This window comes from Streptomyces macrolidinus (assembly GCF_023887685.1).
In the GTDB taxonomy this organism is placed as follows: Bacteria; Actinomycetota; Actinomycetes; order Streptomycetales; family Streptomycetaceae; genus Streptomyces; species Streptomyces macrolidinus.
This window is the reverse complement of sequence record NZ_JAMWMR010000018.1, coordinates 26,644-52,280: the sequence shown is the minus strand read 5'-3', so window position 1 is coordinate 52,280 and position 25,637 is coordinate 26,644. Positions and strand designations below refer to the sequence as shown.

Genomic DNA, 25,637 nt, shown 5'->3' with positions numbered 1-25,637 from the left:
ACAAGGCCTCACCCATCAGAAGTTCGTCAGAAGAAGCGCGGATCGGAGAAGGCGCCGGACGCGAGCAGGAACACATAGAAGTCGGCGAGCGCCACACTCACCAGGGACGCCCAGGCCAGCAGCATGTGGTGGGCGTTGAGCCTGCTGATGAACCCCCACACCCGGTAGCGCACGGGATGCCGGGAGAAGTGCTTGATCCTGCCGCCGACGATGTGCCGACAGGAGTGGCAGGAGAGCGTGTACGCCCAGATCAGCGCGATGTTCAGCAGGAACAGCAGCGTGCCGAGGCCCATGTGTCCCCAGCGGTAGTGGGTGTCGCGGAAGGCGAGCACGGTGTCGTAGGTGAGCACACCCGCGACCAGGAGCGCCGCGTAGAAGAAGTACCGGTGGAGGTTCTGCAGGATCAGCGGCAGCCGGGTCTCGCCGGTGTACGCGCGGTGCGGCTCCGCCACCGCGCAGGCCGGGGGCGACAGCCAGAAGGCGCGGTAGTAGGCCTTGCGGTAGTAGTAGCAGGTCAGCCGGAAGCCGAGCGGGAAGATCAGGATGATGATCGCCGGGGAGATGATCCACCAGCTCCCGAAGAGGGCCGCGTTGGGCCCCGCGTGCATGGTCTGGCACCGCTCCGCCAGGCAGGGCGAGTAGAACGGCGAGACGTAGGGCGCGGAGTAGTAGTGCGTGTCCGCGAAGGCCCGCCAGGTCGAGTAGAGGACGAAGGCCAGGAGACCGGCCGCGGTGACGGCGGGGGCCAGCCACCAGCGGTCGGTGCGCAGATGCGGTGCGGCGATCGCGGCGCGCGTACCGGTCCGTACGCCGCCGCCGCTGCTGGGTTGGGGTTCCGTACCAGTGGCCAACTCGGGCGCACCTTTCAGGGGGCGTGCCGGCCGCGGGCGCCGAGGCCCTCGTCGTCCGCGTCCGTCCACAGGGTGGTGTCGTACGGGGTGTCGGAGATCGTCACGAGTTCGCTCTCGCGGGGCGCGGTGGGCGCGGTGGCCGTCTCGCGCAGCAGCGCCAGGCTCTCGCGCAGGTGGTCGGCGGCGGTGCGTACCCGGCGTATGTCGAGCCCGCCGCCGCCCATCTGCTGCTCCAGGCGCCCCACCGACCGGTACAGGTCGTCGAGGCACCGCTGGACCGACGTCAGTTCGTCGTTCACGGACATGACGTGACCTCACTTCCACGGGTCGGAGAGGCCTCAGGCGGCAACCTGCCTGCGCCTGTGAGTGTTGCGCGTCACACACCCAGTGTGAAGGGATCTGCGCGGATTTGCCTCTGATGGTGGGACAGATGTGTACGGGTTTACGGGTGCGGGCGCGGTCGGCGGGTGGGCGTCCCGGCCCGAGCGGCGGTCTGGAATGCGCCGTCCGGGTGGACTTCGTCCGCCGCGCGGCCGTGCCGCCGCGCGTCGTTGCGCCCGTCCCTCTTCAGTAGGTCTATACGATCAGCTTCAAATTGTGGCAATTCTGGGCAGAACGCCCAGTCGTCTTGTCGACTCGGGCGGTGACGCCCACTCATCCGCAGAGCGGCTCCCCGGAGGTACGCGATGTCCGCGATGTCCCACGACGGTGCCGGACCGGGCGCGGTGCTGCGCTCGGCCACGTTCCTCATCGCGGGGGCCCTCGCGGCGACCGCGCTCGCCGCGTGCAGCGTGGATGAGGAGCGGGAGAGCAAGCCGACCGCCGCGCAGGACATCGCCCCGGCCGCCCGCGCTCTCGTCACCGACGGCGGCACCCTGCGCTGGGCCGTCGACACCGTGCCCGAGACCCTGAACACCTTCCAGACCGACGCCGACGCCACCACCTCGCGCGTCGCCGCCGCCGTCCTGCCGGGGATGTTCCGGCTCGACGCGGACGGCCGCCCGCAGCGCAACCCCGACGTCCTGGAGTCGGCCGAGGTCACCGCCACCGAGCCCCGGCAGGTCGTCGTCTACCGGCTCGACCGGCGGGCGGTGTGGAGCGACGGCCGCAGGATCGACGCCTCCGACTTCGCCGCCCAGTGGCACGCCCTCTCCGGCAAGGACAGTGCGTACTGGACGGCCCGCAACGCCGGCTACGACCGCATCGAGAAGGTCGAGCGCGGCGCGAACGACCGCGAGGTCAAGGTCACCTTCGGCAAGCCGTACGCCGACTGGGAGTCGCTGTTCTCCCCGCTGTACCCGAAGGACGTCACGGGCACCCCGAGCGGGTTCAACGACGGGGCGCGGAAGACTCTGAAGGTCACCGCCGGGCCCTTCGCCGTCCAGAAGGTCGACCACCAGGGCGGCCAGGTCACGCTCAAGCGCAATCCGCGCTGGTGGGGCCGGACCGCCAAGCTCTCCGAGATCGCCCTCGTGGCCGTCCCCCGCGACCAGCGGGCCAAGGCGCTCGCCGACGGCAGGATCGACCTGGCGGAGGTCGACCCGGAGGAGGCGCGGCGGATCGCGCCCGTCACCCCCGGCAAGAGCGGCAGCACCCCCCAGCACAGCACTTCCCAGCACGGCACCCCCCAGCAGGGGCCGCCCGCACAGGCAGCCGCGCGCGACGTCGTGATCCGCAAGTCCCTGGAGCCCGCCTACACCCAGCTCGCCCTCAACGGCTCCAAGGGCCCGCTCTCCGACGAGCGCGTCCGCCGGGCCGTGGCCCGCGCCCTGGACCGCACCGCGCTCGCCGGGCTGGTCCTCAAGCCGCTCGGGCTGCCCGTCACCCCCCTCGGCAGCCACCTCGCCCTCGCCGGGCAGCCCGCGTACGAGGACGGCAGCGGCGCGCTCGGCAAGCAGGACACCGCGCAGGCCAAGGAACTGCTGACCGAGGCGGGCTGGGTGTCCGGGCCGGGCGCGGGGCAGAAGAAGCAGGCCGGGAGCGAGGGCAGGAAGGCGGGCGCAGGCGGGGCGGCGGCCGGTGCGCTCGCGAAGGACGGCAAGCCGCTCCAGTTGCGGTTCCTGCTGCCCTCGGGGTCGGGGTCGCAGTCCCTGCGGACCGTCGGCGACCACGTCGCGCGCATGCTCGACCGCGTCGGGATCCGTACGGAGATCACCAAGGTCCCCGACGACAGCTTCTTCCGGGACCACATCGCCTCCGGGGACTACGACCTCGCGCTGTACTCGTGGCCCGTGTCCGCCTTCCCCGCGACCGACGCCCGGCCGATCTTCGCCAAGCCGGTGCCCGCGGCGGACGGCTCGCTGAACGTCGAGCAGAACTACACCCGGGTCGGCACCGACCAGGTCGACCAGCTCTTCGACGAGGCGATCGCCACCCTGGACGAGGACGAGGAGCGCGACCTGGTCCGCAAGGCCGACGTACGCCTGTGGGCCGTCGCGGGCTCGATCCCGCTCTACCAGCGCCCCCAGCTCACGGCCGCCCGCGTGAGCGTGGCCAACGCGGGATCCTTCGGCTTCCAGACCCCGGTCTACGAGGACATGGGCTTCCTGAAGAAGGGTGCGCGCGGGCCGGGAGCCGCCTCCGGGGCCCCTGTATCGCCGTCCGCGGGCGGTCCGCACCCGCAAGATGCCCGTGAACCCCGGTAAATCCCGGTGAATCCCTATGAATGAGCCTCTGACCTGGGCTGATACAACCCGGCGAGCCAGTACTCCAGCGGCCCCGTAACATGGGGTGAGGCCGTGGCGTGTCCAGCCCGGCAGGGCCCGCGCCACACGGACAGTACGCGCGGGGCCGTCCTCACCACTCCGGGAGTACGCCACACATGGCAGTGACTGCTACGCGTCACGACATCCGCAACGTCGCCATCGTCGCCCACGTCGACCACGGCAAGACGACCATCGTCGACGGCATGCTCAAGCAGGCCGGTGCCTTCGCCGCCCACCAGCTCGAGCAGGTCGACGACCGCGTCATGGACTCGAACGACCTGGAGCGTGAGAAGGGCATCACGATCCTCGCCAAGAACACCGCGGTGAAGTATCACCCGAAGGACGGCGGGGACCCCATCACGATCAACATCATCGACACCCCCGGCCACGCCGACTTCGGTGGCGAGGTCGAGCGCGGTCTGTCGATGGTGGACGGCGTCGTCCTCCTCGTGGACGCCTCCGAGGGTCCGCTGCCGCAGACCCGCTTCGTGCTGCGCAAGGCGCTCCAGCAGCGGCTGCCCGTCATCCTGTGCATCAACAAGACGGACCGCCCCGACTCGCGCATCGACGAGGTCGTCAACGAGACCTACGACCTGTTCCTCGACCTCGACGCCGACGAGGAGCAGATCGAGTTCCCGATCGTCTACGCGTGCGGCCGTGACGGCATCGCCTCGCTGACGAAGCCGGAGGACGGCACGGTCCCGACCGACTCCACCAGCCTGGAGCCGTTCTTCTCCACGATCCTGGAGCACATCCCCGCCCCGACCTACGACGAGGACGCCCCGCTCCAGGCGCACGTCACCAACCTCGACGCCGACAACTTCCTCGGCCGTATCGCGCTGCTCCGCGTCGAGCAGGGCGAGCTGCGCAAGGGCCAGACGGTCGCGTGGATCAAGCGCGACGGCACGGTCAGCAACGTTCGCATCAGCGAGCTGATGATGACCGAGGCCCTCACCCGCAAGCCCGCCGAGAAGGCCGGCCCCGGTGACATCTGCGCCGTCGCGGGCATCCCCGAGATCATGATCGGCGAGACCCTGGCCGACCCGGAGAACCCGGTCGCGCTGCCGCTGATCACGGTCGACGAGCCCGCGATCTCCATGGTCATCGGTACGAACACCTCGCCGCTGGTCGGCCGGGGCGGTACCGGCAAGGGCGCCAACGCCAAGGCCACGGTCAAGGACCGCAAGGTCACCGCGCGCCAGGTCAAGGACCGCCTCGACCGCGAGCTGATCGGTAACGTCTCGCTGCGGGTGCTGGACACCGAGCGGCCGGACGCCTGGGAGGTGCAGGGCCGCGGTGAGCTGGCGCTGGCCATCCTGGTCGAGCAGATGCGCCGTGAGGGCTACGAGCTGACCGTCGGCAAGCCGCAGGTGGTCACCCGGGAGATCGACGGCAAGGTCCACGAGCCGGTCGAGCGCATGACGGTCGACGTGCCCGAGGAGCACATGGGCGCGGTCACGCAGCTCATGGGCGTCCGCAAGGGCCGTATGGACAACATGTCCAACCACGGCTCCGGCTGGGTCCGCATGGAGTTCGTGGTCCCCTCGCGCGGCCTGATCGGCTTCCGTACCGAGTTCCTGACCCAGACGCGCGGTACGGGCATCGGCCACTCCATCCACGAGGGCCACGAGCCCTGGTTCGGCAACCTCCAGACCCGTAACAACGGCTCGCTGGTGGCCGACCGCTCCGGCAGTGTCACGGCGTTCGCGATGACGAACCTCCAGGAGCGCGGCACGCTCTTCGTCGAGCCGGGCACCGAGGTGTACGAGGGCATGATCGTCGGCGAGAACTCCCGCGCCGACGACATGGACGTCAACATCACCAAGGAGAAGAAGCTCACCAACATCCGGTCCGCGACGTCCGACATCGCCGAGTCGATCGTGCCGCCGCGCAAGCTGTCGCTGGAGCAGTCCCTGGAGTTCTGCCGCGACGACGAGTGCGTCGAGGTGACCCCGGAGGCCGTCCGCATCCGCAAGGTCGCCCTCGACCAGCGTGAGCGCGCCCGCGCCGCCAGCCGCGCCAAGCACGGCTGATCCGGCCGGGGCGTGAAGCCCTGACGCCACCGAAGCCCGGGTGGCCCCACATGGGGTCATCCGGGCTTTCGTATGTCCATCCCTCTCTTTCGGGGGAATCCCCGCCTTCAGGCGGGGAGGGAATCCGATCCTGAACCCTGTGGCGTGCAGCGCCGCAGTATCGCTGCGGAATGTTCGACCTCAGTCGGGGCGCTTCTGGTTGTCGATGTAGTCCTTCACTGCCTGGAGCGGTGCGCCGCCGCATGATCCGGCGAAGTAGGAGCCGGACCAGAAGCGGCCGTGCATGGTGGCGCGGTTGACGCGGTCGGTGAACTCGGCACGCAGGTACCGCGAGGAGACACCCTTGAGGCTGTTGACCAGGTTGGACAGGGCCACCTTGGGCGGGTAGTGCACCAGCAGATGCACGTGGTCCTCTTCGCCGTTGAACTCGACGAGCTCCGCGCCGAAGTCGGCGCACACGTTCCGCATGATCTCTTCGCAGCGCGTCAGCATCTCGGCGTTGAAGACGTTCCGCCGGTACTTGGTGACGAACACCAAGTGTGCATGAAGGTCATAGACGACGTGACGGCCGCGCCGTACATCGGGGTTTGGTTCCCAGCGTGGTGACATACACCAAGCGTAGTAAGCTCAAGCGGGCTGACCAGGAAAGGGGGTGGGCCGGGTGATCCGTGCGTACAAGTTCCTCATGCGGCCCACCGTGGGCCAGGCGGTCGCGCTGGGCGAGATGCTGCGCGATCACTGCTCGCTCTACAACGGCGCCTTGCAGGAACGCCGCGACGCCTACCGGCACGTATCCAAGACCAGCGTCCGGTACGGGGACCAGTCGGCTCAGCTCAAGGAGATCCGGGCGTTCGATCCGGAGCGTCAGGGTCGCTGGTCGTTCAGCTCGCAGCAGGCGACGCTCAGGCGTCTGGACAAGGCGTTCGCCGCGTTCTTCCGCCGCGTCAAGGGCGGTCACAAGCCCGGCTATCCGCGCTTTCGGGGTATCGGCCGGTTCGACACCGTGGACTTCCCCAAGGACGGGGACGGCTGCCGCTGGGATTCCACACCGCACGACCCCGTCACCCCCGTCCGCTTCCAGGGCGTCGGGCACGTCAAGGTGCACCAGCACCGTCCGGTCGTCGGCAAGGTCAAGACTGTCTCCGTCAAGCGTGAGGGCAAGCGCTGGTACGTCATCCTGACCGCCGAGCAGGCCGCGCCCGAGCCGTTGCCCCGGGCGGGCAGTGTGGTCGGCGTCGATCTCGGCATAGCCAACTTCCTCGCCGACTCGAACGGCCGCTTCGTGCCCAATCCGCGTCATGGCCACAAGGCCGCCGCGAAGCTCGAAGAAGCGCAACAGGCGCTCAGCCGGTGCAAGCGAGGCGGCAAACGCCGCCGCAAGGCCGTGGAGAAGGTCGCCCGACTGCACCGCAAGGTACGCCGCCAGCGCCTGGACCACGCGCACAAGGCCGCGCTCGACCTCGTACGCGAACACGACTTCATCGCGCACGAAGACCTCCGGATCCGCAACATGAGCCGGGCTCCCGAACCCAAGCCCGACCCCGGCCGGCCGGGCCGCTTCCTGCCCAACGGGGCCGCGTCCAAGGCCGGGCTGAACCGCTCGATCGCCGATGCCGGATGGGGGGTGTTCCTCGCGATCCTGAACGCCAAGGCTGAAAGCGCCGGGCGGGAAGTGATGGCCGTGGACCCCCGCAACACCTCCCGGCGGTGCCCCGCATGCGGGCACACCGCCAAGGAGAACCGGCCCACACAGGAGAAGTTCCACTGCGTCGCCTGCGGCCACCACGCGCACGCCGACACAGTGGGCGCCCTGAACGTTCTACGGGCCGGGCTGGTCCGTCGCGAAGCCCAACCGGCATAGCGAGAAGCCACCCCCTTCAGAGGGTGGAGGAGTCACATTCCGGCTGATGTGCAGGTGAGCTGTGATCGAACCGAGACCTAAAGACGGTGTTCGGTCCCTGGCTCATGGCAGATAGTGGGGCACACGCTCGGGTCAATGGGTCAGGCGCCGCGGGGACGGCGCATCGACTCACGAGCACCGGTGGGGTGTGTGACCCTCCGTCAGGGGTGTCGGAGGGACAGACGGTCAACCCCTCCTGTCCGTGCACCTGTTGAGTCAAGGAGGCGGCGCCAATGCCGACTACGCGTGTTCACCTGGGACTTGTCGCCAGCGGCGACCGATAAGCAGTCGTCCGGCAGACAGTTCGTCACTTCCTGATCCACGTGGTCCAAGCCGTGGCCCGCCCGCGCCCTGGGGCGGCCATCGGCTCGGCGTACCTCTGAAACGGACGCATGCATTGGACGCATCATGACGAGCCCTCCGAAGGCAGAGGGCGGTGGGACACCGGTCGTCGGCGGTGAGCGGGAACCGGGCAAGGGGCCCGAGGGCGGACAGGTGGAGGGCCGGTCGCCCGGCCGGCTGATGTGGATCCGCTTCAAGCGGGACCGTGTCGGCGTGGTCTCCGCCTTCGTCGTGGGCTTCTTCTTCCTGATCGGACTGCTCGCACCGCTGATCTCCAAGGTGTACGGCAAGGACCCGTTCACCGTGTACGCGGACGAGCGCCCCGAGCTGTTCGACAGTGCCGGGGTGCCGGTCCAGCCCAACGGCGGCATCAGCGGTGAGTTCTGGTTCGGCCTCGAACCCGGCAACGGCTACGACGTCTTCACCAAGCTGATCTACGGGATCCGCACCTCGCTGATGATCTCGCTGACGGTCACGGTCGCGGTGGTCCTCACCGGCATCGTCCTCGGGGTCACGGCGGGCTATCTCGGCGGCAAGGCCGACTTCGCCATCGGCCGGTTGATCGACTTCCTGCTCGCCATCCCCGCGCAGCTCTTCTTCATCGCGAGCATGCCGGTCGTGGTCTCCCTCTTCGTCAGCCCGCGGGACGAGACACCCACCTATGTACGCGTGGTCGCGCTGATCGCCGTGCAGTGGCTCCTCGGCTGGATGAGCCTCGGCCGCATCCTGCGGGGGGCGACCCTCAGCCTGCGCGAACGGGAGTTCATCGAGGCGGCCAGGGTGAGCGGGGCGACCTCCGAGCGCATCATCCGCAAGGAGATCCTGCCCAACGTGGTGACGCCGCTGCTGGTGCAGTCCACGTATCTGCTGCCGAACTTCGTGACGGCCGAGGCGGCCCTGTCGTTCCTCGGCGTCGGAATCGTCGAACCGACGCCCGACTGGGGCCAGATGTTCGCCAAGGCGTCGACGGAGCTGGTGCTCCAGAACGACATCACCTACATGTTCTTCCCCGGCGTCTCGATGATCATCTTCGTCATCGCGTTCAATCTGCTCGGCGACTCGGTCCGGGACGCCTTCGACCCCAAGTCCGCGCGCTGACCGCGTAGTTCGCGGGCCAACGCGCCGCACGTCCCCGCACACCCCACGGCAGGTCCAAGCAACTCCACACAACTCCGTGCCATGTCACGGCACTTCGTATGCACGAGTGACAACAGATGGGTGGGAACTGAGTGATGAGTAGGGGCGGACGCCATGTCTACGCCGCGGTCTCGGTGCTCGCGGCCGGAGCGCTCGTGCTCTCCGGTTGCAGCAAGGGCGGCAGCAGCGGCGGCGACAACCACAAGAAGGACGACACCAACGCCAAGCGCCAGCAGGCCTTGATCAAGTTCGGCGACGTGGCGGCCTCCACCGGTCCCGCCGCCCCCGTCCCCGGCGCCAAGAGCGGCGGCACCATGGAGTTCCTGGAGCGCGACAGCCCCGCCCACCTGGACCCGGCCCAGATCTACACCTTCGCCGAGGCCACGTTGGCCCCGCTGCTGCACCGGGGTCTGACCGGCTACAAGGCGACCAGCGACGACGGCGGCAAGCACGAGGTCGTCGGCGACCTGGCCACCGACTCCGGCACCGTGTCCGACGGCGGCCGGACCTGGAAGTACACCCTCAAGGAGGGCATCAAGTTCCAGGACGGCGCCACGATCACGTCCAAGGACGTCCGTCACAGCTTCGAGCGGCTCTTCGCGCCCTTCCTCACCAAGGGCCCGACCTACCTCCAGCAGTGGATGGCCGACACCGCCGGGACCGACTACCGCAAGCTGCTGCCGGACGGCCCGTACCAGGGCAAGCATCTGCCGGACAGCGTCCTCGAGACGCCGGACGAGCACACCGTCGTCTTCCACTTCAAGAAGCCCGTCACCGACCTGCCGTACGCGCTCGCCATGACGGGCTACTCCATCGTGGAGGAGAAGGGCGACACCAAGGAGAAGTACGACCGGGCGCCGCTGGCGACCGGACCGTACAAGATCCAGTCGTTCAAGTCCGGCAAGTCGATGGTGCTCGTCAAGAACGACCAGTGGGACCCGAAGACGGACCCGATCCGCCATCAGTACGTGGACCGGTTCAACGTCACCTTCAACCAGCAGTACGAGATGTCCACCAAGGCGCTCATCGCGGACAGCGGGGTCGACCGGAAGGGCGTCAGCCTGCAGAACCAGGTCGACGCGGGCAACCTCTCGCGGGTTCTCAGCGACCCCAAGATGAAGTCCCGTACGGTCGCGGGCTACCAGCCCTATGTGGGCCAGATCAACATCAACATGAGCAAGCCGGAGCTGAAGGACAAGAAGGTCCGCGAGGCCATCGCCTACGCCCTGCCCGTCACCCCGTTCGTCCGCGCCTACGGCGGCGAGGCGGCCATGGAGGTCGCGGGCGGCCTGATCAGCCCGACCGTCAGTGGCTACGACCCCACCTTCGACCCGTTCGGCAAGAAGAAGAAGCCCGCGGGTGACCCGGCCAAGGCCAAGAAGCTGCTGGAGGAGGCCGGCAAGTCCGGCATGAAGCTGACCTTCGCCTACGTCAACACCCCTGAGGGGCAGCAGTACTCCACCGCCATGGCCGAGGGGCTGAAGAAGGCGGGCTTCGACGTGCAGCGCCAGGAGCTTCCGGCCGAGACCTACTTCGACGAAGTCAGCAAGATCCACAACAACTTCGACATCTTCCACACCTCGTGGGGCGCCGACTGGCCGTCCGCATCGACCGTGCTCCCGCCGACGACCGACGGGCGCCTGATCGCCGACGGCGCGCACAACTACCCGCAGGTCAACGACGCCCATGTGAACAGCGAGATCGACCGCATCAGCACCATCACCGACCCGGTGAAGGCCGCGACCGAGTGGGAGAAGCTGGACAAGTACCTGCTCACCGAGGTCGTGCACGCGGTGCCGACCGGCTACTACAAGCAGGTCCAGATCGCCGGTTCCCAGGTCGGCGGCCTCGCCTACGACGACGTGCTCGGCGGCATCGACCCGCGCCGGCTGTACGTCAAGTAACCCCGTCCGTTCGCCCGGTCTCCGGCGCGGCCGTCCCACGGGCCGCGCCGGGCACCGCCCGGCCCGCTGACGTCTGAGAGCTGCCCTGTCATGCTGCGCTTCCTCGTACGCCGGACCCTCGGCGCCGTCGTCATCCTCTTCCTGCTGAGCGTCGTCACGTTCCTGCTGTTCTTCGGGATGCCTCGGGACCCGGCGCTGCTGATCTGCGGCAAGACGTGCACGCCGGCCAACATCGAGAACATCCACCATGTGCTCGGCCTCGACAAGTCGATCCCCGAGCAGTACCTGACCTTCCTGCACAACATCGTCCTGGGCAGCGACTCCTTCGACCAGGGCCCGTGCCCGGCTCCCTGCTTCGGGTACTCGTACCACACCAACGAGGCGGTCTGGCCGACCCTGATGGACCGCCTGCCCACCACCGTCTCGCTGACCCTGGGCGCGGCCGTCGTCTTCCTGGTGGCGGGCCTCGCCACCGGACTCCTGGCGGCCTGGAAGCGCGGCTCGCTGATCGACAAGACGGTCACGGCCGGTTCGATGGTGATCAGCTCGATGCAGATCTACTTCCTCGGCCCGCTGGCGCTCGCGCTCCTCGTCTACCAGTCACATCTGTTCGAAAAGCCCGCGTACCACAACCTGACGTCGGATCCGGTGAGTTGGTTCTCGGGGCTGCTCATCCCCTGGGTGGTGCTGTCCACGATCTTCGCCGCGCAGTACACCCGTATGGCGCGCTCCTCGATGATCGAACAGCTCCAGGAGGAACATGTGCGCACCGCCCGCGCCAAGGGCATGTCGCGGCGGTACGTCTTCTTCCGCTACGCCTGGCGCGGTTCGCTGATCCCCGTCGTCACCATCTTCGGCATCGACCTCGGCTCGCTGCTGGGCGGCGCGATCATCACCGAGACCACTTTCGGTCTGCCGGGGATCGGCCAACTCGCCGTACAGTCGGTGTTCTTCAGTGATCTGCCGCTGCTGCTCGGTGTGATGCTGTTCGCCGCCACCATGATCCTGCTGTTCAACATCATCGTGGATACCTGCTACGCGTTCATCGACCCGCGCGTACGGCTCTCCTAGGAGCACTCCGTGACCACTGTGACCAAGGAACCAGACGACTCCGGCGAGGGTGCCTTCCTGTCGGTGCGGGACCTGCATGTCAGCTTCACGACCGAGGACGGCGTCGTCCGCGCGGTCAGCGGGCTCTCCTTCGACCTCGAACGAGGCCGGACCCTCGGCATCGTGGGGGAGTCGGGCTCCGGCAAGTCGGTGACCAACCTGACCATACTCGGGCTGCACAACCCGATGTTCACCACGATCGACGGCGAGATCGTGCTGGACGGACAGGAGTTGATCACCGCCCGCGAGTCCGAGCTGGAGAAGCTGCGCGGGAACAAGGTCGCGATGATCTTCCAGGACCCGCTGACCGCCCTGTCGCCGTACTACACGGTGGGCCGGCAGATCGCCGAGCCGTTCATGAAGCACACCGGGGCCTCGAAGAAGGCGGCCTGGCAGCGGGCGGTGGAGATGCTCGGCAAGGTCGGCATCCCCAACCCCAAGGAGCGGGCGAAGGAGTATCCGCACCAGTTCTCCGGCGGTATGCGGCAGCGCGCGATGATCGCCATGGCGCTGGTGTGCGACCCCGACCTGCTGATCGCCGACGAGCCGACCACGGCGCTGGACGTTACCGTGCAGGCGCAGATCCTCGATCTGCTCAAGGACCTTCAGCAGGAGTTCGGTTCGGCGATCATCTTCATCACCCATGACCTCGGGGTCATCGCCGACGTGGCCGACGACATCATGGTGATGTACGCCGGGGGAGCGGTCGAGCGCGGCACGGTGCACGACGTGCTTCGGTCGCCCCAACACCCTTACACATGGGGCCTGTTGAACTCCATGCCGCGCCTGGACTCCGACCTCGGCGCCGCGCTCACCCCGATCCCGGGGACGCCGCCGTCGCTGCTGAACCCGCCGTCCGGTTGCCGCTTCCACCCGCGGTGCGCCTTCCAGGGCGAGGTGGGCGGGGCGCGGTGCGTGGACGAACTGCCGTTGCTGCCGCCGGGGCGGGGCGGGGCATGCCATCTCACGGCCGAGCAGAAGCAGACCATCTTCGTCGAGCAGATCAAGCCCCGGCTGCGGTAGGGAGGGCGCGCAATGGAGGAAGAGGCCGTGGACGTCTCGAAGGGCGTGGACGTCTCGAAGGGTGAGGCGGCGAAGGGTGAAGCGACCCTGCCGGGTCCGCGCGAGGCGGGCGCAGGGGCGGCGGAGTCGCCCGGGGAACCGCTGCTGGTGGTGGAGAAGCTGGTCAAGCACTTCCCGGTGAAGGGCGGCTTCCCGATCCGCCGTACGGTCGGCGCGGTGCAGGCCGTGGACGGCATCGATCTGACCGTGCACGTGGGCGAGAGCTTCGGCCTGGTGGGCGAGTCGGGCTGCGGCAAGTCCACGACCGGCCGCCTGATCACGCGCCTCCTGGAGCCGACGAGCGGGTCGATCTCCTACCGCGGCCGGGACATCGCGCACGCGAGCCGTAAGCAGTTGGCGCCGATCCGGTCCGAGATCCAGATGATCTTCCAGGACCCGTACTCGTCACTGAACCCGCGCCAGACGGTCGGCAAGATCATCTCCGGCCCGATGGAGATCAACGGGATCGACCCGACGGGCGGCCGGGAGAAGCGCGTCCGTGAGCTGCTGGAGATCGTGGGTCTGAACCCCGAGCACTACAACCGCTTCCCGCACGAGTTCTCGGGCGGCCAGCGCCAGCGCATCGGCGTGGCCCGCGCGTTGGCCCTGGAGCCGAAGCTGATCGTGGCGGACGAGCCGGTCTCCGCGCTGGACGTCTCCATCCAGGCGCAGGTCGTCAACCTGCTCCAGCAGGTCCAGAAGGACCTGGGCATCGCCTTCCTGTTCATCGCCCACGACCTGGCGATCGTCCGCCACTTCTCGCAGCGCGTCGCGGTCATGTACCTGGGCAAGATCATCGAGGTCGGCGACCGCGACTCCATCTACAAGCGCCCACGCCACCCCTACACACACGCACTGCTGTCCGCGGTACCCGAGGTGACACTGGACGGCGGAGCGGAGGAGACCGGACGCGAGCGCATCCGCCTGGCAGGCGACGTACCGTCCCCCATCTCCCCACCCTCGGGCTGCCGCTTCCGCACGCGCTGCTGGAAGTCCCAGGACAAGTGCGCGACGGAGGAACCCCCGCTGGTACGCCTCTCGGGCAACCGCCCGCACCACCTGACGGCCTGCCACTTCCCGGAGGCCCCGACGACGGAGGCACGGGAGGAGGACATCGTGCTGGACCCGGCGTTGACGGCGCTGGAGGAGGGGGAGGGGTGACGCGGCGGGGTGCTGGCAACGTGCACAGGGAGGGCTGACTCCCGTCCCGCACCTCGATATTGGCTCGACTTCCCCGCCGCGATTCCGGGATGCTCCTCTCGATGATACGAACCGACACGCCTCCCGCTTGGGACGAGCGCACACAACTGACCACCTTCCTCGACTACGCCCGCGCCACCGCCCGCGCCAAGTGCGAGGGCGTCTCCGCGGAGGGTGCCGTCGCGGCGCCGCTGCCCGGCTCCCCGCTGATGACCCTGAGCGGGCTGATCAGCCATCTGCGCTGGGTCGAGTACTACTGGCTGCAGGTGGTGTTCCTCGGGGAGGAGGACGAGGGGCCGTGGACGGAGGAGGACCCGGACCGCGAGATGCGGATCGCGGTCGAGCGTCCGCTGGCCGAGCTGCTGGACGAGTACGACGAACAGAGCGCGCGCTACCGCGAGTTGGTCAGCTCCCAGGCCCTGGACGCCACGGCGAAGCGCCCGGTGCGCGACGGCCTCCATGTCGACCTGCGCTGGATCCTCCACCACCTGATCGAGGAAACGGCCCGCCACAACGGCCACTTGGACATCCTGCGCGAACTGATCGACGGCACGCGCGGCGACTGAGCCGGGCCTTGTCCACCCGCTCTGCGGGATGGCGTCGGAGCTTGGTCACGCCGACGAGGCGCCTCGCGACGAGTGGGACAGTGCGTTGGTGATCATGCGGGTGGCGAAGTCGTGGTCGTCGGTGAGCCGGTTGATGTGCTCCGCGAGCAGGAAGGCCGTGGCTTCCAGGGGATTCATCTCGGCGCCGGTCCAGTCGCCGTACTGCTTGCGCCACAGGTTGGGGCTGAGACCGGTGCCGGCCGCGACGACCAGGCCGGTCATGGTGGGGATGACCTCGGGACGGATGCTCTTCGGCATCATGCGCAACGACGCCACGAAGCTGGGGACGACGTACTCGATGACGTCCCTGTCGTGGTCCTCGTAGGCCCTCCGCAGCCACTGCATGAACATGTAGATGAGCGTGCACACGCCGTCCAACAGGTCGTCCACGTCGTCGGGGCCGAGCGACGCCATGAACTGCTCGCGCAACTGCCGCTGTTCGGGGTCGGTCTCCGCCTTGCCGTCGTAGATGGCCTTGAGTTGGGAGTCGACCACCATGAGCGCCGCACCTACATCCCCCGCGGGGGCGTACTCCGGGCTGCAAGACGATGCCACAGGATTCTCCTCGGTTACGCGTGGACGACACAGCGTGCCCGACGCTAGCGCGCCGGGGTGCCCGCGGTCCGACGAATCCTGTGGGATCACCCTGAGATCTGCTCGGCTGCCCAAGAGTGATCTGTATCAGTCGAACTTGGACACCAGATGCGGCGCGTTCTTCAGCGACTCGATGAAGAGGGTGAAGCCCGCGGGCGGAAAGGCGAGGGCGCCTTGGGCTGGGTCCTTGGAGTCGCGGATGGCTACGAGGGCGCGAGTGGTTGCGATCTCGACGCACGAGTTTCCGTCGCCGGGACCGGAGTAGGACGACTTCCGCCAGTTGTCGGGGGTGCGCATGGGGTGTCTCACAGCTCTTTCGCCAACCTGTGGATGAAGTCACGCGAGCGCTCGGGATCGAGCGATACGCCCTTCACTCTATGGAAGAGCGTTCGAAAGGCAACGAGTTGGGCTTCGGAGTTGATGAACGCCGTTCCATGAGGACCGTCGTGTACGACCGTATCCAGCTTCCGGGCGGCGCCACCCGCGTATGTCATGGCACTCGCAGCCCCGGCGAACCCCTCCAACTGGAAGGGAATGACGCGCACAGTGACGTGCTCGGCCTCGGAGCGCTCCAAGAGGTAGGCGAGTTGAGCGCGTGATGCGCTGCGGTCGTTGACCATGATGCGCAGTGCGGCCTCGTGGATGACGGCCTCGTACGGAGTGCCTGCGACGGCCGTCTTGCGTTGCATCCGGTGACGCACGCGCAACTCGATCTCGTCCACCGGCAGTTCAGGGATCCGGTAGGAGAAGACAGCGCGTGCGTAGTCCTCTGTCTGGAGTGGCCCGGGGACGAAGAGGAACTGCACCTCCTGGAGGAAGGTGGCATGGTGCTCCAACTCCGCGAGGTCGAGGAACGGTGTGGGCAGCAGCTCCCGGTAGTCCTCCCACCAACCCCGCGTCCGGTCGGTCGCCATGGCTACCAGTGCCTCGATCAACTCCTCGTCCGTGCAGGAGTAGTTGGCGGCCAGGCGGCGCAGCCGATTCTCGCTCACGCCGGTGAGGCCTGACTCGATCTGGCTGATGTGCGGAGGGCTCACCCCGAGCAGTCTCGCCGCCTCCCGCGCCGTGAGCCCTGCCGCATCGCGGAGTCTGCGTAACTCGACAGCCAAGCGCAACTGACGTGCCGTTGGCTCGGGCCTCAATGGCATCGATGTCCCCTCCGACGCGCCGGTCAACTCAACTCGTTCGGCGTCAGATTACGCGACCCGCTTGCAGTGCATTAACAGTTAGCCCTACCGTCGGTGACGCAACGCACACACAGCGGAAGTGCACCGCCCCGCCCCGCCAAGACGGCCGCGGCAATGCCACCGCACGCCCGAACCCTCCCTCACCCCAACGGAGTTGATCCCGCATGCCCGAAACCTGGGACTACACCCTCTACATCCCGAACGACCTCAGAGCGGTGACCGTCTGCCGTCGCACCCTGCGCCTCATCCTGACCCTGCACGGTCTGATCGGTCTCGTGGACACCGCGGAGTTGCTCGCCGCCGAGTTGGTGTCCAATGCCGTGCGGCACACCAAGGGGCCCGCCGCGCTTCGGGTTCGGCGTACCCCGCAGGGGGTCGTGTGGATCGGGGCCTGGGACACCGACCCCGCGCCGCCCGAGCCGCCGACTCCGTTGGGGCAGGAGCCGGAGGCCGAGGAGGGGCGGGGGCTGGGGCTCGTGGGGGCCTGTGCGGACGTCTGGGGGTGGGAGCCGTCCGCCCGGTTCGGGGATGAGGGGAAGTACGTTTGGTGCACGCTGGGGGCGTGACCCGTCCGTCGCCCTGGGACATGGCGAAGGCCCGTACCGCAGAGCGATACGGGCCTTCGTCCCCGGGAACCGGACGTTCGGGGCTCGGGTCAAGGGGCCTGTGAAGGTCGGGCTCCGTTGGCCGCGGCTGACGGAAAGGGGTGTGTCAGGCCGCGGTCTCGGGGTCCTTGGAGAGGCGCGGAGCCGGGACCGTCTCCTGCGTCTCGGGGAAGTGGCACGCCGTCAGGTGGCCCGCCTTGTTGCCCTCCACCTGCACCAGCGGCGGCGCCTCCGACGCGCACTTCTCCGTCGCCTTCCAGCAGCGGGTGCGGAAGCGGCAGCCCGACGGCGGGGAGATGGGGGACGGTACGTCGCCTTCCAGGCGGATCCGCTCGCGCGGCGTGTCGTCCACCGTGGCCTCGGGCACCGCGGAGAGCAGCGCGCGGGTGTACGGGTGGCGCGGGTTGCCGTACAGGTCGTCGCGGTCGGCGATCTCCACGATCTTGCCGAGGTACATGACCGCGACGCGCTGCGAGAAGTGGCGGACGATCGCCAGGTCGTGGGCGATGAAGACGAACGCGATGCCCAGGTCCTTCTGGACCTGCTGGAGCAGGTTCACGACCTGCGCCTGGATGGAGACGTCCAGCGCCGAGACCGGCTCGTCCGCCACGATCAGCTTCGGCTCCAGGGCCAACGCGCGGGCCACGCCGATGCGCTGACGCTGACCGCCGGAGAACTCGTGCGGGAAGCGGTTGTAGTGCTCGGGGTTCAGACCCACGATCTCCAGCAGCTCGCGGACGCGCTTCTCGCGGCCACCCGCCGGATTGATGTTGTTGATCTCCATCGGGCCGGAGATGATCTTGCCGACCGTCTGGCGCGGGTTCAGCGAGGCGTACGGGTCCTGGAAGATCATCTGGATCTCGGACCGGATCGGCGCCAACTGCCTGCGGCTCGCGTGGGTGATGTCCTGGCCGCGGTAGGAGATCGTGCCGCCCGTGGGCTCCAGGAGCCGGGTGATCAGACGGCCGGTCGTGGACTTGCCACAGCCGGACTCGCCGACCAGGCCCAGGCTTTCGCCCTCGGCGACCTGGAAGTCCAGCCCGTCGACCGCCTGCACCGCGCCGACCGTACGGCGGATCGGGAAGCCGCCCTTGATCGGGAAGTGCTTGGTCAGCCCGGAGACGTCCAGGAGGGGAGAGGTGCTGCTCATGGTGGTGAAATCCCGTCTCTTGTACGTCAGTTGGCCTTGCTGGCGGCAAGGTCGGCGAGGAACTCGCGGCGCTGTTCGTCGGTCAGGTGGCAGGCGTTGCCCCGGCCGTCCACGATCTCCAGCACGGGAGACTCGGTCGCACAGCGGTTGCCGTCGACCTTGTTCGCGAAGGCGCAGCGCGGGTGGAAGCGGCAGCCGGACGGCGGGTTCAGCAGCGACGGCGGCGAGCCCGGGATCGGGGTGAGCGGCACGTCGACCGGGCCGTCCAGGGTCGGCATGGAGCCCAGCAGGCCCCAGGTGTAGGGGTGTTGCGGGGTGCGCAGCACCTCTTCCTTCGGGCCGCGCTCCACGCACCGGCCGCCGTACATCACCAGCACGTCGTCCGCGATGTCCGCGATCACACCCAGGTCGTGGGTGATGAAGATGATCGAGGTGCCGAACTCCTGCTGGAGGTCCTTGAGCAGGTCCATGATCTGGGCCTGCACGGTCACGTCGAGCGCGGTGGTCGGCTCGTCGGCGATCAGGAGTTCGGGGTCGCAGACCAGCGCCATGGCGATCATCGCGCGCTGGCGCATACCGCCGGAGAACTGGTGCGGGTAGTCGTCGACGCGACGGTCCGGCTGGGGGATGCCCACGCGGCGCAGCATCTCGATCGCCCGCACCCGCGCCTCCTGCTTGGAGGCACCGGTGTGCTTGCGGTACGTCTCGCCGATCTGCCGGCCGATGGTGTGGTACGGCGACAGCGAGGCCAGGGCGTCCTGGAAGATCATCGCCATCTTGTTGCCGCGGAGCTTCTCCAGGGTCGACTCCGAGGCCCCGTTCAGCTCCTGGCCGTCGAGCGTGATGGAGCCCTCGACCTCGGTGCTGTCCGGGTTGTGCAGGCCCAGGATGGTCAGGTTGGTGACCGACTTGCCGGACCCCGACTCACCCACGATGCCCAGCGTCTTGCCGCGTGCGAGGTCGAAGGAGAGACCATCGACGGCCTTGACGATGCCGTCCTCGGTCGAGAAGTGCACCTTCAGATCCTTGACGGACAGGAAGGGCTGCTGATCGGTGCTCGTCACGGGGACGCTCCAGAAGGGGGTGATGCGGGGTAGCTGGTGGGGGCGTGCGGGGTCAGGCGAGCCGGATCCGCGGGTCGATCATGGCGTAGACCGCGTCGACGACGATGTTGGCCAGCACCACGAAGGCCGCGGTGACGATCATGACGCCGAGGAGCATCGGGAGGTCGTTGTTGATCACGGACTTCACGGCGAGCATGCCGAGACCCTGGAGGCTGAAGGTCTTCTCGGTGATCATCGCGCCGCCGAGCAGCACACCCATGTCGATACCGAAGATGGTGACGAGCGGACCCATCGCGCCGCGCCAGGCGAAGCGGAAGAAGACGGTGCGCTGCGAGAGGCCCTTGGCACGGGCCGTGCGGACGTAGTCCTCGCTGAGTGTCTCGACCATCTGGGAGCGGGTCATACGGGTGTAGTTGGCGGTCCAGATCAGCGCCAGGACCAGCCAGGGCACGAGCAGACCGGTGAACCAGGCGGCCGGGTTCTCGGTGAACGGGGTGTACGCGGGCTGGTCGAGCAGGTGCGTCTGGTACACGAGCAGGTAGAGGGCGACCGGGCCGACGAAGTAGATCTGCATCGACGAGGCGACCAGCGAAGCGGAGCTGGCGATCTTGTCGAGGGCCTTGCCCTGCTTCACGGCGGCGAGCATGCCGGTGCCGATACCGAAGATGAGGAAGACGACCGAGGAGCCGAGGGCGAGGGAGGCCGTCGTCGGGAAGCGGTCCTTGACCGTGCCGAGGACCGACTCGTGGTTGACGAACGAGTAGCCGAGGCACGGGGCGTTGCAGTTGCCGATGCCCGTGTAGTCGCGGCCCACGAAGATGCCCGACAGCCAGTTCCAGTACTGCTGCGGCAGCGGGTCATCGATCCCCATGTTGTGCCGGATCAGTTCCAGCGTGTCCGGCGTGCAGACCTTGCCGCAGGCCATCCGGGCCGGGTCGCGCGGCACCGCGTAGAAGAGCATGAACGTGATCGCGCTGATGATCAACAACGTGACCGCGGCGCCGAGGAGTCGGCGAACGAGGAAGCGAAGCATGGGGGTTGGCTTTCCTGGGAGGGCCGTCGTACGGAACGGGCCGGGCCGGGGGTGACCGGAGGCCCGGTGGACGAGCCGAGGGCGGGGCGGCCGCAGCCGCCCCACCGCTCAGTGACGGATCAGGCCTTGACGTACATCTTGTAGAGCATGCAACCGTCGAAGTTCGGGTCCATCTTCACGTTGCCGAGCTTCGAACCGTGCATGTAGATGCGGCGCATGTACACGTCGGGGATGAACGCGCCCAGCTCCGTGACCTGCTTGTCGATCGCGGCCCACATGTCGTTGGCCTTGGTCTGGTCGACCTCCTCCGTGGCGGCCTTGATGGCGGCGTCCACGTCCTTGTTCTTGAGGTGCGAGTAGTTGTTGCCCTGGTCCACGACCTTGGAGCTGTGGAAGCACGGCATGAAGTCCGAGTAACCGGTCGGCCAGTCGGCGGACCAGCCGCCCCAGTACACGTCGTACGGGTTGTCGACCATGCCGATCTGGTCGTAGAACGTGGTGGAGTCGAGCGGCTTGCCGACGAACTCGAAGCCGGCCTTCGTCAGGGCGTTCTCGATGACGACCTTGACCTTGGCGTTGACCGGGTCGTTCTGGTACGCGTAGACGACCTTGGTGCCGAGCTTGCCGGCCTTCTTCAGGACTTCCTTCGCCTTCGCCGGGTCGCCCTCGGGCTTCTTCAGCTTGCCCCAGACGTCCTGCGACTTGTAACCGGCCACGAGCGGGCTCATGAAGCCGGTCGCGTAGTCACCGCGGTTCTCGCCGCCCTGGAGCCTGCGGATACCGGCGGTCGGCCAGGCACGGATGATGGCCTCGCGGACGCTCATGTCCGTGACGCGGGTCTGGTTGATCCAGTAGACGCTGGTGCCGCTGCCCAGAGCCGTGAAGGTGCGGTCCTTGGCCTTGGTGGTGGCCTGCTGGATCTTGCTCTGCGGGATCGTGCGCCAGGAGACGGCGTACTGGTCGTTGCCCGTGTCGGCGATGAGGCGGTCGATGGCGGTCTCCGCCTCGATGCCGAAGGTGAAGTCGAACTCGTCCGGGTAGGCGTTGCGGATCGGGTCCGTGTTCGGGTCCCAGTGCTCGTTGCGGACCAGCACCATCGACTTGTCGGTGGTGTGCGACTTGACCTTGTAAGGACCGCTGGAGAACGGCTTCTTGTCGTAGGCCTGCTTGGTGTCGTGCTTCACCGGGACCGGCGCGTACGAGTGCATGGCGAGGACGTAGTTGAAGTCCGGGCGCGCCTCGGCGAGGTGGAAGGTGATGCTCTTCCCGCTCGTCTCGATCGACTTCAGGTGCTTGCCCTTGTACGGACCCGAGTAGGACTTGCGGGGCTCCTCGGAGCCCGTCAGCCACACCTGGGCGTAGGTGGCGCCCTCGGTGGTGAAGTCGGCGAAGCCGCGCTCCATGCCGTGGCGGACGTCATCGACCGTTATGTCGGAGCCGTCCTCCCACTTGATGCCGTCCTTCAGGGTGAAGGTCCAGGTCTTGCCCTCGTCCTTCATGACGCCCGTGTCGACCGCGAGGTCGCCGACGAGGGTCATCGAGCCGTCGTCGCCGATCTTGTAACCGGTCAGGGTGCGGGCGAGGACGACCTCGACGAGCGAGTTCCACGCGTAGTAGATGCGCTGCGGGTCGAGGTGCGAGAAGTCGTCGTCGTTCAGCAGGTAGACCTTGCCGCCCTTCTTGGCGCCGGAGACCTCCGGAGCCGGGCCCTTGGAGTCCTCCGCGGTGCCGACCTTGATCGTGATCGTGTTGGCCTTGGCCGCGTCGTGCTTGCCGCCGTTGCTGTTGCCGCTGTTGGAGCTACCGCTGCTGCACGCGCTCAGCACGGTGCTCGACGCGGCGGCGACGCCGGTGGCGATCAGGAAGTTTCTGCGCGAGAAGGACATCGCATCCTGCCTTGAAGTGGGTTGATGAGGTGGTCCGGTACCTCGGCGACATTGCCGTGATCCCGAAGGGGTTCGGAGTCAGCGCTTGGTCTTCGGGTCGAGCGCGTCGCGTACCGAGTCACCGAGGAGGTTGAACGCCAGGACGAAGATCACCATCGCGAGGCCGGGGAACATCAGCAGCGTGATGTCGTCCTGGTACCACTGGGCGGCGTACCCGATCATGACGCCCCAGTCGGGGGTCGGGTCCTGAAGACCGACACCGAGGTACGCGAGACCCGCTTCCGTGGAGACCATCATCGGCAGCATGAGGGTGCCCTGGATCAGGATCGGCGTCCACAGGTTGGGCAGCAGTTCCTTGAAGATGATGCGGGCCGGAGACGCTCCCGTGACCTTGGCGGCCTCCACGTACTCCCGTTCGCGCAGGGCCAGTACCTGGCCGCGCAGCAGTCGGGCGACGGAGGCCCAGCCGAAGACGACGAGCAGCAGGATCAGGGACGCCACGATGAGCGAGGTGGGCGTGTTCTCGTTGTCGCCCACGAACAGCGCCAGGACCACCGGGGTGAAGGCCACGAAGAAGAGCTGCTGCGGGAAGGCGAGCAGGATGTCCATGACGCGGCCGAGGAGCCAGTCCGTCTTGCCGCCCACATAGCCCGCGGTCACGCCGATCACCACGCCGACGATCATGGCGAGGACGGTGATGCCGGTGGCGAGCAGCAGCGAGTTGCGGATCGAGTACCAGAGGAACGTGAAGACGTCACGGCCGAGCTGCGGGTCGATACCGAACCAGAAGTCGCTGCTGATGCCGCCGTTGGGCTTCGCCGGGAGGCCGTTGTCGCCCAGCAGGCTGGGGTCGTCGACGCCGTAGTTCGTGTACGGGTCCTTGCCGTAGATCTTCGCTATGAGCGGCGCGCAGAGACCGAGGACGAAGAAGCAGATCACGATGATCGCCGAAACGACGCCCGTGCGGTCCCGCTTGAAACGGAGCCATGCGAGCTGCCCCGGAGACCTGGTCGCGGTGTCCTTCGGGCCGTCAGAAGTGCTCGGCTTCTCGGCGTTCTCGTCGGTCACCTCAAGAGGTGCGGCCGAGGATGGAGTAGGGGTGGTCATGGTGCTCCTGGCCCAAGGGAGGGTCTGATGACTCCGCAGGGCACTCCCCTACGGGCTACGCCGGACTTTTTCAACGCAATTCATTCAAGGTCAATAAATTCTCAGCCGACTTGGGCTTCTCTTTGTGTTCTTTGCTTGGACTTGACCTTTCCGTAGCTACGCGGGTAGCACGTTGTGATCGATCTGTGTCCTCAACTCGACCAATCGGGCCAATCGGACAAGGAGTTCGATATGCGGATAGGCGAGTGTCGAAATGCGTACATCAAGGGTTCGCAAATCAACGGTTCGGCGCGGATAGGCGGAGATCTATTGCTTTGCCGTGACGCGATCCGTTGTGGGTCGCGGGCCATCCGGAGCCATCCGCAGTCAAGATCTTTTAGACCCCCTCGTGCATGCCCCATCCGAATGACGTGATCTCGGTGGATGGTGCGCATCAGTGTGATGCCCCTCGATCGCTGATATTGACCGATATACGGACAGCGCTCCGGCGCTGGCGGTACGGCGAACGGCGCACTCCGAGGAGGCACTCCCTATGCGTGGAGCCAGACCCGTCCGATGGGCGGCGGGCGCGGCGGCGGTTGTCCTCGCGGCGGCGGCGTGCGGCGGGGGCGGGGGCACCACCCCCGGGGTGTTCAGCGCGTCGTGGGGCGATCCGCAGAACCCGCTGGAACCGGCCAACACCAACGAGGTCCAGGGCGGCAAGGTCCTCGACATGATCTTCCGCGGGCTCAAGCGCTACAACCCGCGGACCGCCGCCCCGGAGAACATGCTCGCCGAGCGGATCGACACCTCCGACGCGCGGAACTTCACCATCACCGTCAAGGACGGCCGGCGGTTCAGCAACGGTGAACCCGTCACCGCCCGCTCGTTCGTCGACGCCTGGAACTACGGCGCGAGCCTGAAGAACAACCAGAAGAACGCGTACTTCTTCGGATACATCGAGGGCTACGACAAGGTGCACCCCGAGACCGGCACCCAGTCCGCCGACACCCTCTCCGGGCTCCGGGTGACCGGCCCCCGTACCTTCACCGTCCGGCTCAACCAGAAGTTCTCCACGTTCCCCGACACCCTCGGCTACGTCGCCTTCTCGCCGTTGCCCAGAGCGTTCTTCGACCACCACGAGGACTGGCTGCGCAAGCCCGTGGGCAACGGCCCCTACCGGATCGTCTCGTACACCAGGGGCTTCAAGATGGCCCTGCGCAGATGGGGCGGATACCAAGGGCCGGACAAGGCGCGGAACAAGGGCGTGGACCTCCAGGTCTACACGGACAGCAACACCGCCTACACCGACCTCCTGGCCGGCAACCTCGACCTCGTCGACGACGTGCCCGCCACCCAGCTCAAGTTCGCCAGGAAGGACCTCGACGGCCGCTACATCAACACCCCCGCAGGCATCATCCAGACCCTCGCCTTCCCGTTCTACGACCGGAGTTGGAACAGCCCCAGGATGCGCAAGGTCCGTACCGGCCTGTCCATGGCGATCGACCGGGACCTGATCACCCGCACCATCTTCCGCAGGACCCGCACCCCGGCCAGTGACTGGACCTCCCCGGTACTCGGCGCGGCCGGCGGCTTCCAGGCGGGGCTGTGCGCGGCGGCCTGCGTCCACGACCCGCGCCGGGCCAAGCAGTTGGTCCGGGAGGGCGGCGGACTGCCCGGCGGACAGGTCCGCATCACCTACAACGCGGACACCGGCTCCCACAAGCAGTGGGTGGACGCCGTCTGCAACTCCATCAACAACGCGCTCGGCGACGACACCGCCTGCGTCGGCAACCCCGTCGGCACCTTCGCCGACTTCCGCAACCAGCTCGGCCGCCACAGCATGCCGGGCCCCTTCCGGGCGGGCTGGCAGATGGACTACCCGCTCATCCAGAACTTCCTCCAGCCGCTCTACTACTCGGGCGGCTCCTCCAACGACGGCCAGTGGTCCAACAAGGACTTCGACCGGCTCGTCGACCAGGCCAACGCGGAGAGCGACCGGGCCAAGGCCGTACGGCTGTTCCAGCGGGCCGAGGGCGTCGTACGGGACCACATGGCAGCCATCCCGCTCTGGTACCAGAACGGCAGCGCGGGCTACTCCCACCGCCTGAGCCACGTGGCCCTCACCCCGTTCAGCGTGCCCGTCTACGACGAGATCAAGGTCGGCTGAGCCGCACGTCGGC

The 25,637-nt window shown here is 67.7% G+C and carries 22 protein-coding genes; 11 read left to right on the top strand and 11 right to left on the bottom strand.

Going from position 1 to position 25,637, the window contains the following annotated elements; translation table 11 throughout:
* Positions 1 to 26: 26 nt before the first annotated feature.
* Together sdhC and NGF19_RS19830 are read right to left on the bottom strand one after the other, a co-directional pair.
* Positions 27 to 851: a succinate dehydrogenase subunit SdhC gene (gene sdhC / locus NGF19_RS19835; protein WP_252426395.1), complete on the bottom strand. Its 825-nt coding sequence runs from the start codon at positions 849 to 851 to the stop codon at positions 27 to 29.
* 14 nt (positions 852 to 865) lie between these two features.
* Complete coding sequence (locus tag NGF19_RS19830; RefSeq protein ID WP_252426394.1) at positions 866 to 1,156, bottom strand: Rv0250c family protein; 291 nt, start codon at positions 1,154 to 1,156, stop codon at positions 866 to 868.
* Positions 1,157 to 1,546: 390 nt separating this feature from the next.
* Between NGF19_RS19830 and NGF19_RS19825 the strand changes: the two genes are divergently transcribed.
* Both NGF19_RS19825 and typA read left to right on the top strand, forming a co-directional pair.
* On the top strand, positions 1,547 to 3,496 hold the full coding sequence (locus tag NGF19_RS19825; RefSeq protein ID WP_252426474.1) for an ABC transporter family substrate-binding protein: 1,950 nt from the start codon (positions 1,547 to 1,549) through the stop codon (positions 3,494 to 3,496).
* Positions 3,497 to 3,672: 176 nt separating this feature from the next.
* Positions 3,673 to 5,589 (top strand): translational GTPase TypA, encoded by a 1,917-nt coding sequence (gene typA / locus NGF19_RS19820; protein WP_252426393.1) that lies wholly within the window; start codon positions 3,673 to 3,675, stop codon positions 5,587 to 5,589.
* Between the two features lie 180 nt (positions 5,590 to 5,769).
* Here typA and tnpA read toward each other — a convergent pair whose 3' ends face one another.
* Positions 5,770 to 6,198, bottom strand: coding sequence for an IS200/IS605 family transposase (gene tnpA / locus NGF19_RS19815; protein WP_252426392.1), 429 nt, complete (start codon positions 6,196 to 6,198; stop codon positions 5,770 to 5,772).
* A gap of 52 nt (positions 6,199 to 6,250) precedes the next feature.
* Here tnpA and NGF19_RS19810 point away from each other — a divergent pair, with 52 nt between their 5' ends.
* The 7 genes from NGF19_RS19810 (at position 6,251) to NGF19_RS19780 (ending at position 14,810) form a co-directional block, all read left to right on the top strand.
* Positions 6,251 to 7,450, top strand: coding sequence for an RNA-guided endonuclease InsQ/TnpB family protein (locus NGF19_RS19810; protein WP_252426391.1), 1,200 nt, complete (start codon positions 6,251 to 6,253; stop codon positions 7,448 to 7,450).
* A gap of 447 nt (positions 7,451 to 7,897) precedes the next feature.
* Positions 7,898 to 8,929, top strand: a complete 1,032-nt coding sequence (locus NGF19_RS19805; protein WP_252426390.1) for an ABC transporter permease — start codon at positions 7,898 to 7,900, stop codon at positions 8,927 to 8,929.
* Between the two features lie 134 nt (positions 8,930 to 9,063).
* Positions 9,064 to 10,872: an ABC transporter substrate-binding protein gene (locus tag NGF19_RS19800; protein WP_252426389.1), complete on the top strand. Its 1,809-nt coding sequence runs from the start codon at positions 9,064 to 9,066 to the stop codon at positions 10,870 to 10,872.
* Positions 10,873 to 10,962: 90 nt separating this feature from the next.
* Positions 10,963 to 11,943 carry an ABC transporter permease gene (locus tag NGF19_RS19795; protein ID WP_252426388.1) on the top strand — a complete coding sequence of 327 codons (981 nt, stop codon included), beginning with the start codon at positions 10,963 to 10,965 and terminating at the stop codon, positions 11,941 to 11,943.
* 9 nt (positions 11,944 to 11,952) lie between these two features.
* The gene (locus NGF19_RS19790) at positions 11,953 to 13,005 is read left to right on the top strand and encodes an ABC transporter ATP-binding protein (RefSeq protein WP_252426387.1); all 1,053 of its coding nucleotides are present in this window, start codon (positions 11,953 to 11,955) and stop codon (positions 13,003 to 13,005) included.
* Positions 13,006 to 13,017: 12 nt separating this feature from the next.
* Positions 13,018 to 14,205 carry an ABC transporter ATP-binding protein gene (locus NGF19_RS19785; RefSeq protein WP_252426386.1) on the top strand — a complete coding sequence of 396 codons (1,188 nt, stop codon included), beginning with the start codon at positions 13,018 to 13,020 and terminating at the stop codon, positions 14,203 to 14,205.
* Positions 14,206 to 14,306: 101 nt separating this feature from the next.
* Complete coding sequence (locus tag NGF19_RS19780; RefSeq protein WP_252426385.1) at positions 14,307 to 14,810, top strand: DinB family protein; 504 nt, start codon at positions 14,307 to 14,309, stop codon at positions 14,808 to 14,810.
* A gap of 45 nt (positions 14,811 to 14,855) precedes the next feature.
* Here the strand turns inward: NGF19_RS19780 and NGF19_RS19775 are convergent, their stop codons facing one another.
* The 3 genes from NGF19_RS19775 to NGF19_RS19765 form a co-directional block, all read right to left on the bottom strand.
* Complete coding sequence (locus tag NGF19_RS19775) at positions 14,856 to 15,404, bottom strand: hypothetical protein (RefSeq protein ID WP_252426384.1); 549 nt, start codon at positions 15,402 to 15,404, stop codon at positions 14,856 to 14,858.
* Between the two features lie 126 nt (positions 15,405 to 15,530).
* Positions 15,531 to 15,740 (bottom strand): DUF397 domain-containing protein, encoded by a 210-nt coding sequence (locus NGF19_RS19770; protein WP_252426383.1) that lies wholly within the window; start codon positions 15,738 to 15,740, stop codon positions 15,531 to 15,533.
* 8 nt (positions 15,741 to 15,748) lie between these two features.
* The gene (locus NGF19_RS19765; protein ID WP_252426473.1) at positions 15,749 to 16,591 is read right to left on the bottom strand and encodes a helix-turn-helix domain-containing protein; all 843 of its coding nucleotides are present in this window, start codon (positions 16,589 to 16,591) and stop codon (positions 15,749 to 15,751) included.
* 203 nt (positions 16,592 to 16,794) lie between these two features.
* Here NGF19_RS19765 and NGF19_RS19760 point away from each other — a divergent pair, with 203 nt between their 5' ends.
* Positions 16,795 to 17,196: an ATP-binding protein gene (locus NGF19_RS19760; protein ID WP_252426381.1), complete on the top strand. Its 402-nt coding sequence runs from the start codon at positions 16,795 to 16,797 to the stop codon at positions 17,194 to 17,196.
* A gap of 145 nt (positions 17,197 to 17,341) precedes the next feature.
* Here the strand turns inward: NGF19_RS19760 and NGF19_RS19755 are convergent, their stop codons facing one another.
* From NGF19_RS19755 to NGF19_RS19735, 5 genes are all read right to left on the bottom strand, one after another.
* Positions 17,342 to 18,385, bottom strand: a complete 1,044-nt coding sequence (locus tag NGF19_RS19755; protein ID WP_252426379.1) for an ABC transporter ATP-binding protein — start codon at positions 18,383 to 18,385, stop codon at positions 17,342 to 17,344.
* A gap of 26 nt (positions 18,386 to 18,411) precedes the next feature.
* A complete protein-coding gene (locus tag NGF19_RS19750) occupies positions 18,412 to 19,449 on the bottom strand; it encodes an ABC transporter ATP-binding protein (protein ID WP_252426377.1) in 1,038 nt (345 codons plus the stop codon).
* 52 nt (positions 19,450 to 19,501) lie between these two features.
* Positions 19,502 to 20,482: an ABC transporter permease gene (locus NGF19_RS19745; RefSeq protein ID WP_252426375.1), complete on the bottom strand. Its 981-nt coding sequence runs from the start codon at positions 20,480 to 20,482 to the stop codon at positions 19,502 to 19,504.
* Positions 20,483 to 20,601: 119 nt separating this feature from the next.
* Positions 20,602 to 22,368: an ABC transporter substrate-binding protein gene (locus NGF19_RS19740; protein ID WP_252426374.1), complete on the bottom strand. Its 1,767-nt coding sequence runs from the start codon at positions 22,366 to 22,368 to the stop codon at positions 20,602 to 20,604.
* A 78-nt stretch (positions 22,369 to 22,446) separates the two neighbouring features.
* On the bottom strand, positions 22,447 to 23,475 hold the full coding sequence (locus NGF19_RS19735) for an ABC transporter permease (RefSeq protein WP_252426372.1): 1,029 nt from the start codon (positions 23,473 to 23,475) through the stop codon (positions 22,447 to 22,449).
* Between the two features lie 532 nt (positions 23,476 to 24,007).
* Here NGF19_RS19735 and NGF19_RS19730 point away from each other — a divergent pair.
* Positions 24,008 to 25,624, top strand: a complete 1,617-nt coding sequence (locus NGF19_RS19730; RefSeq protein WP_252426370.1) for a peptide ABC transporter substrate-binding protein — start codon at positions 24,008 to 24,010, stop codon at positions 25,622 to 25,624.
* Positions 25,625 to 25,637: the final 13 nt, after the last annotated feature.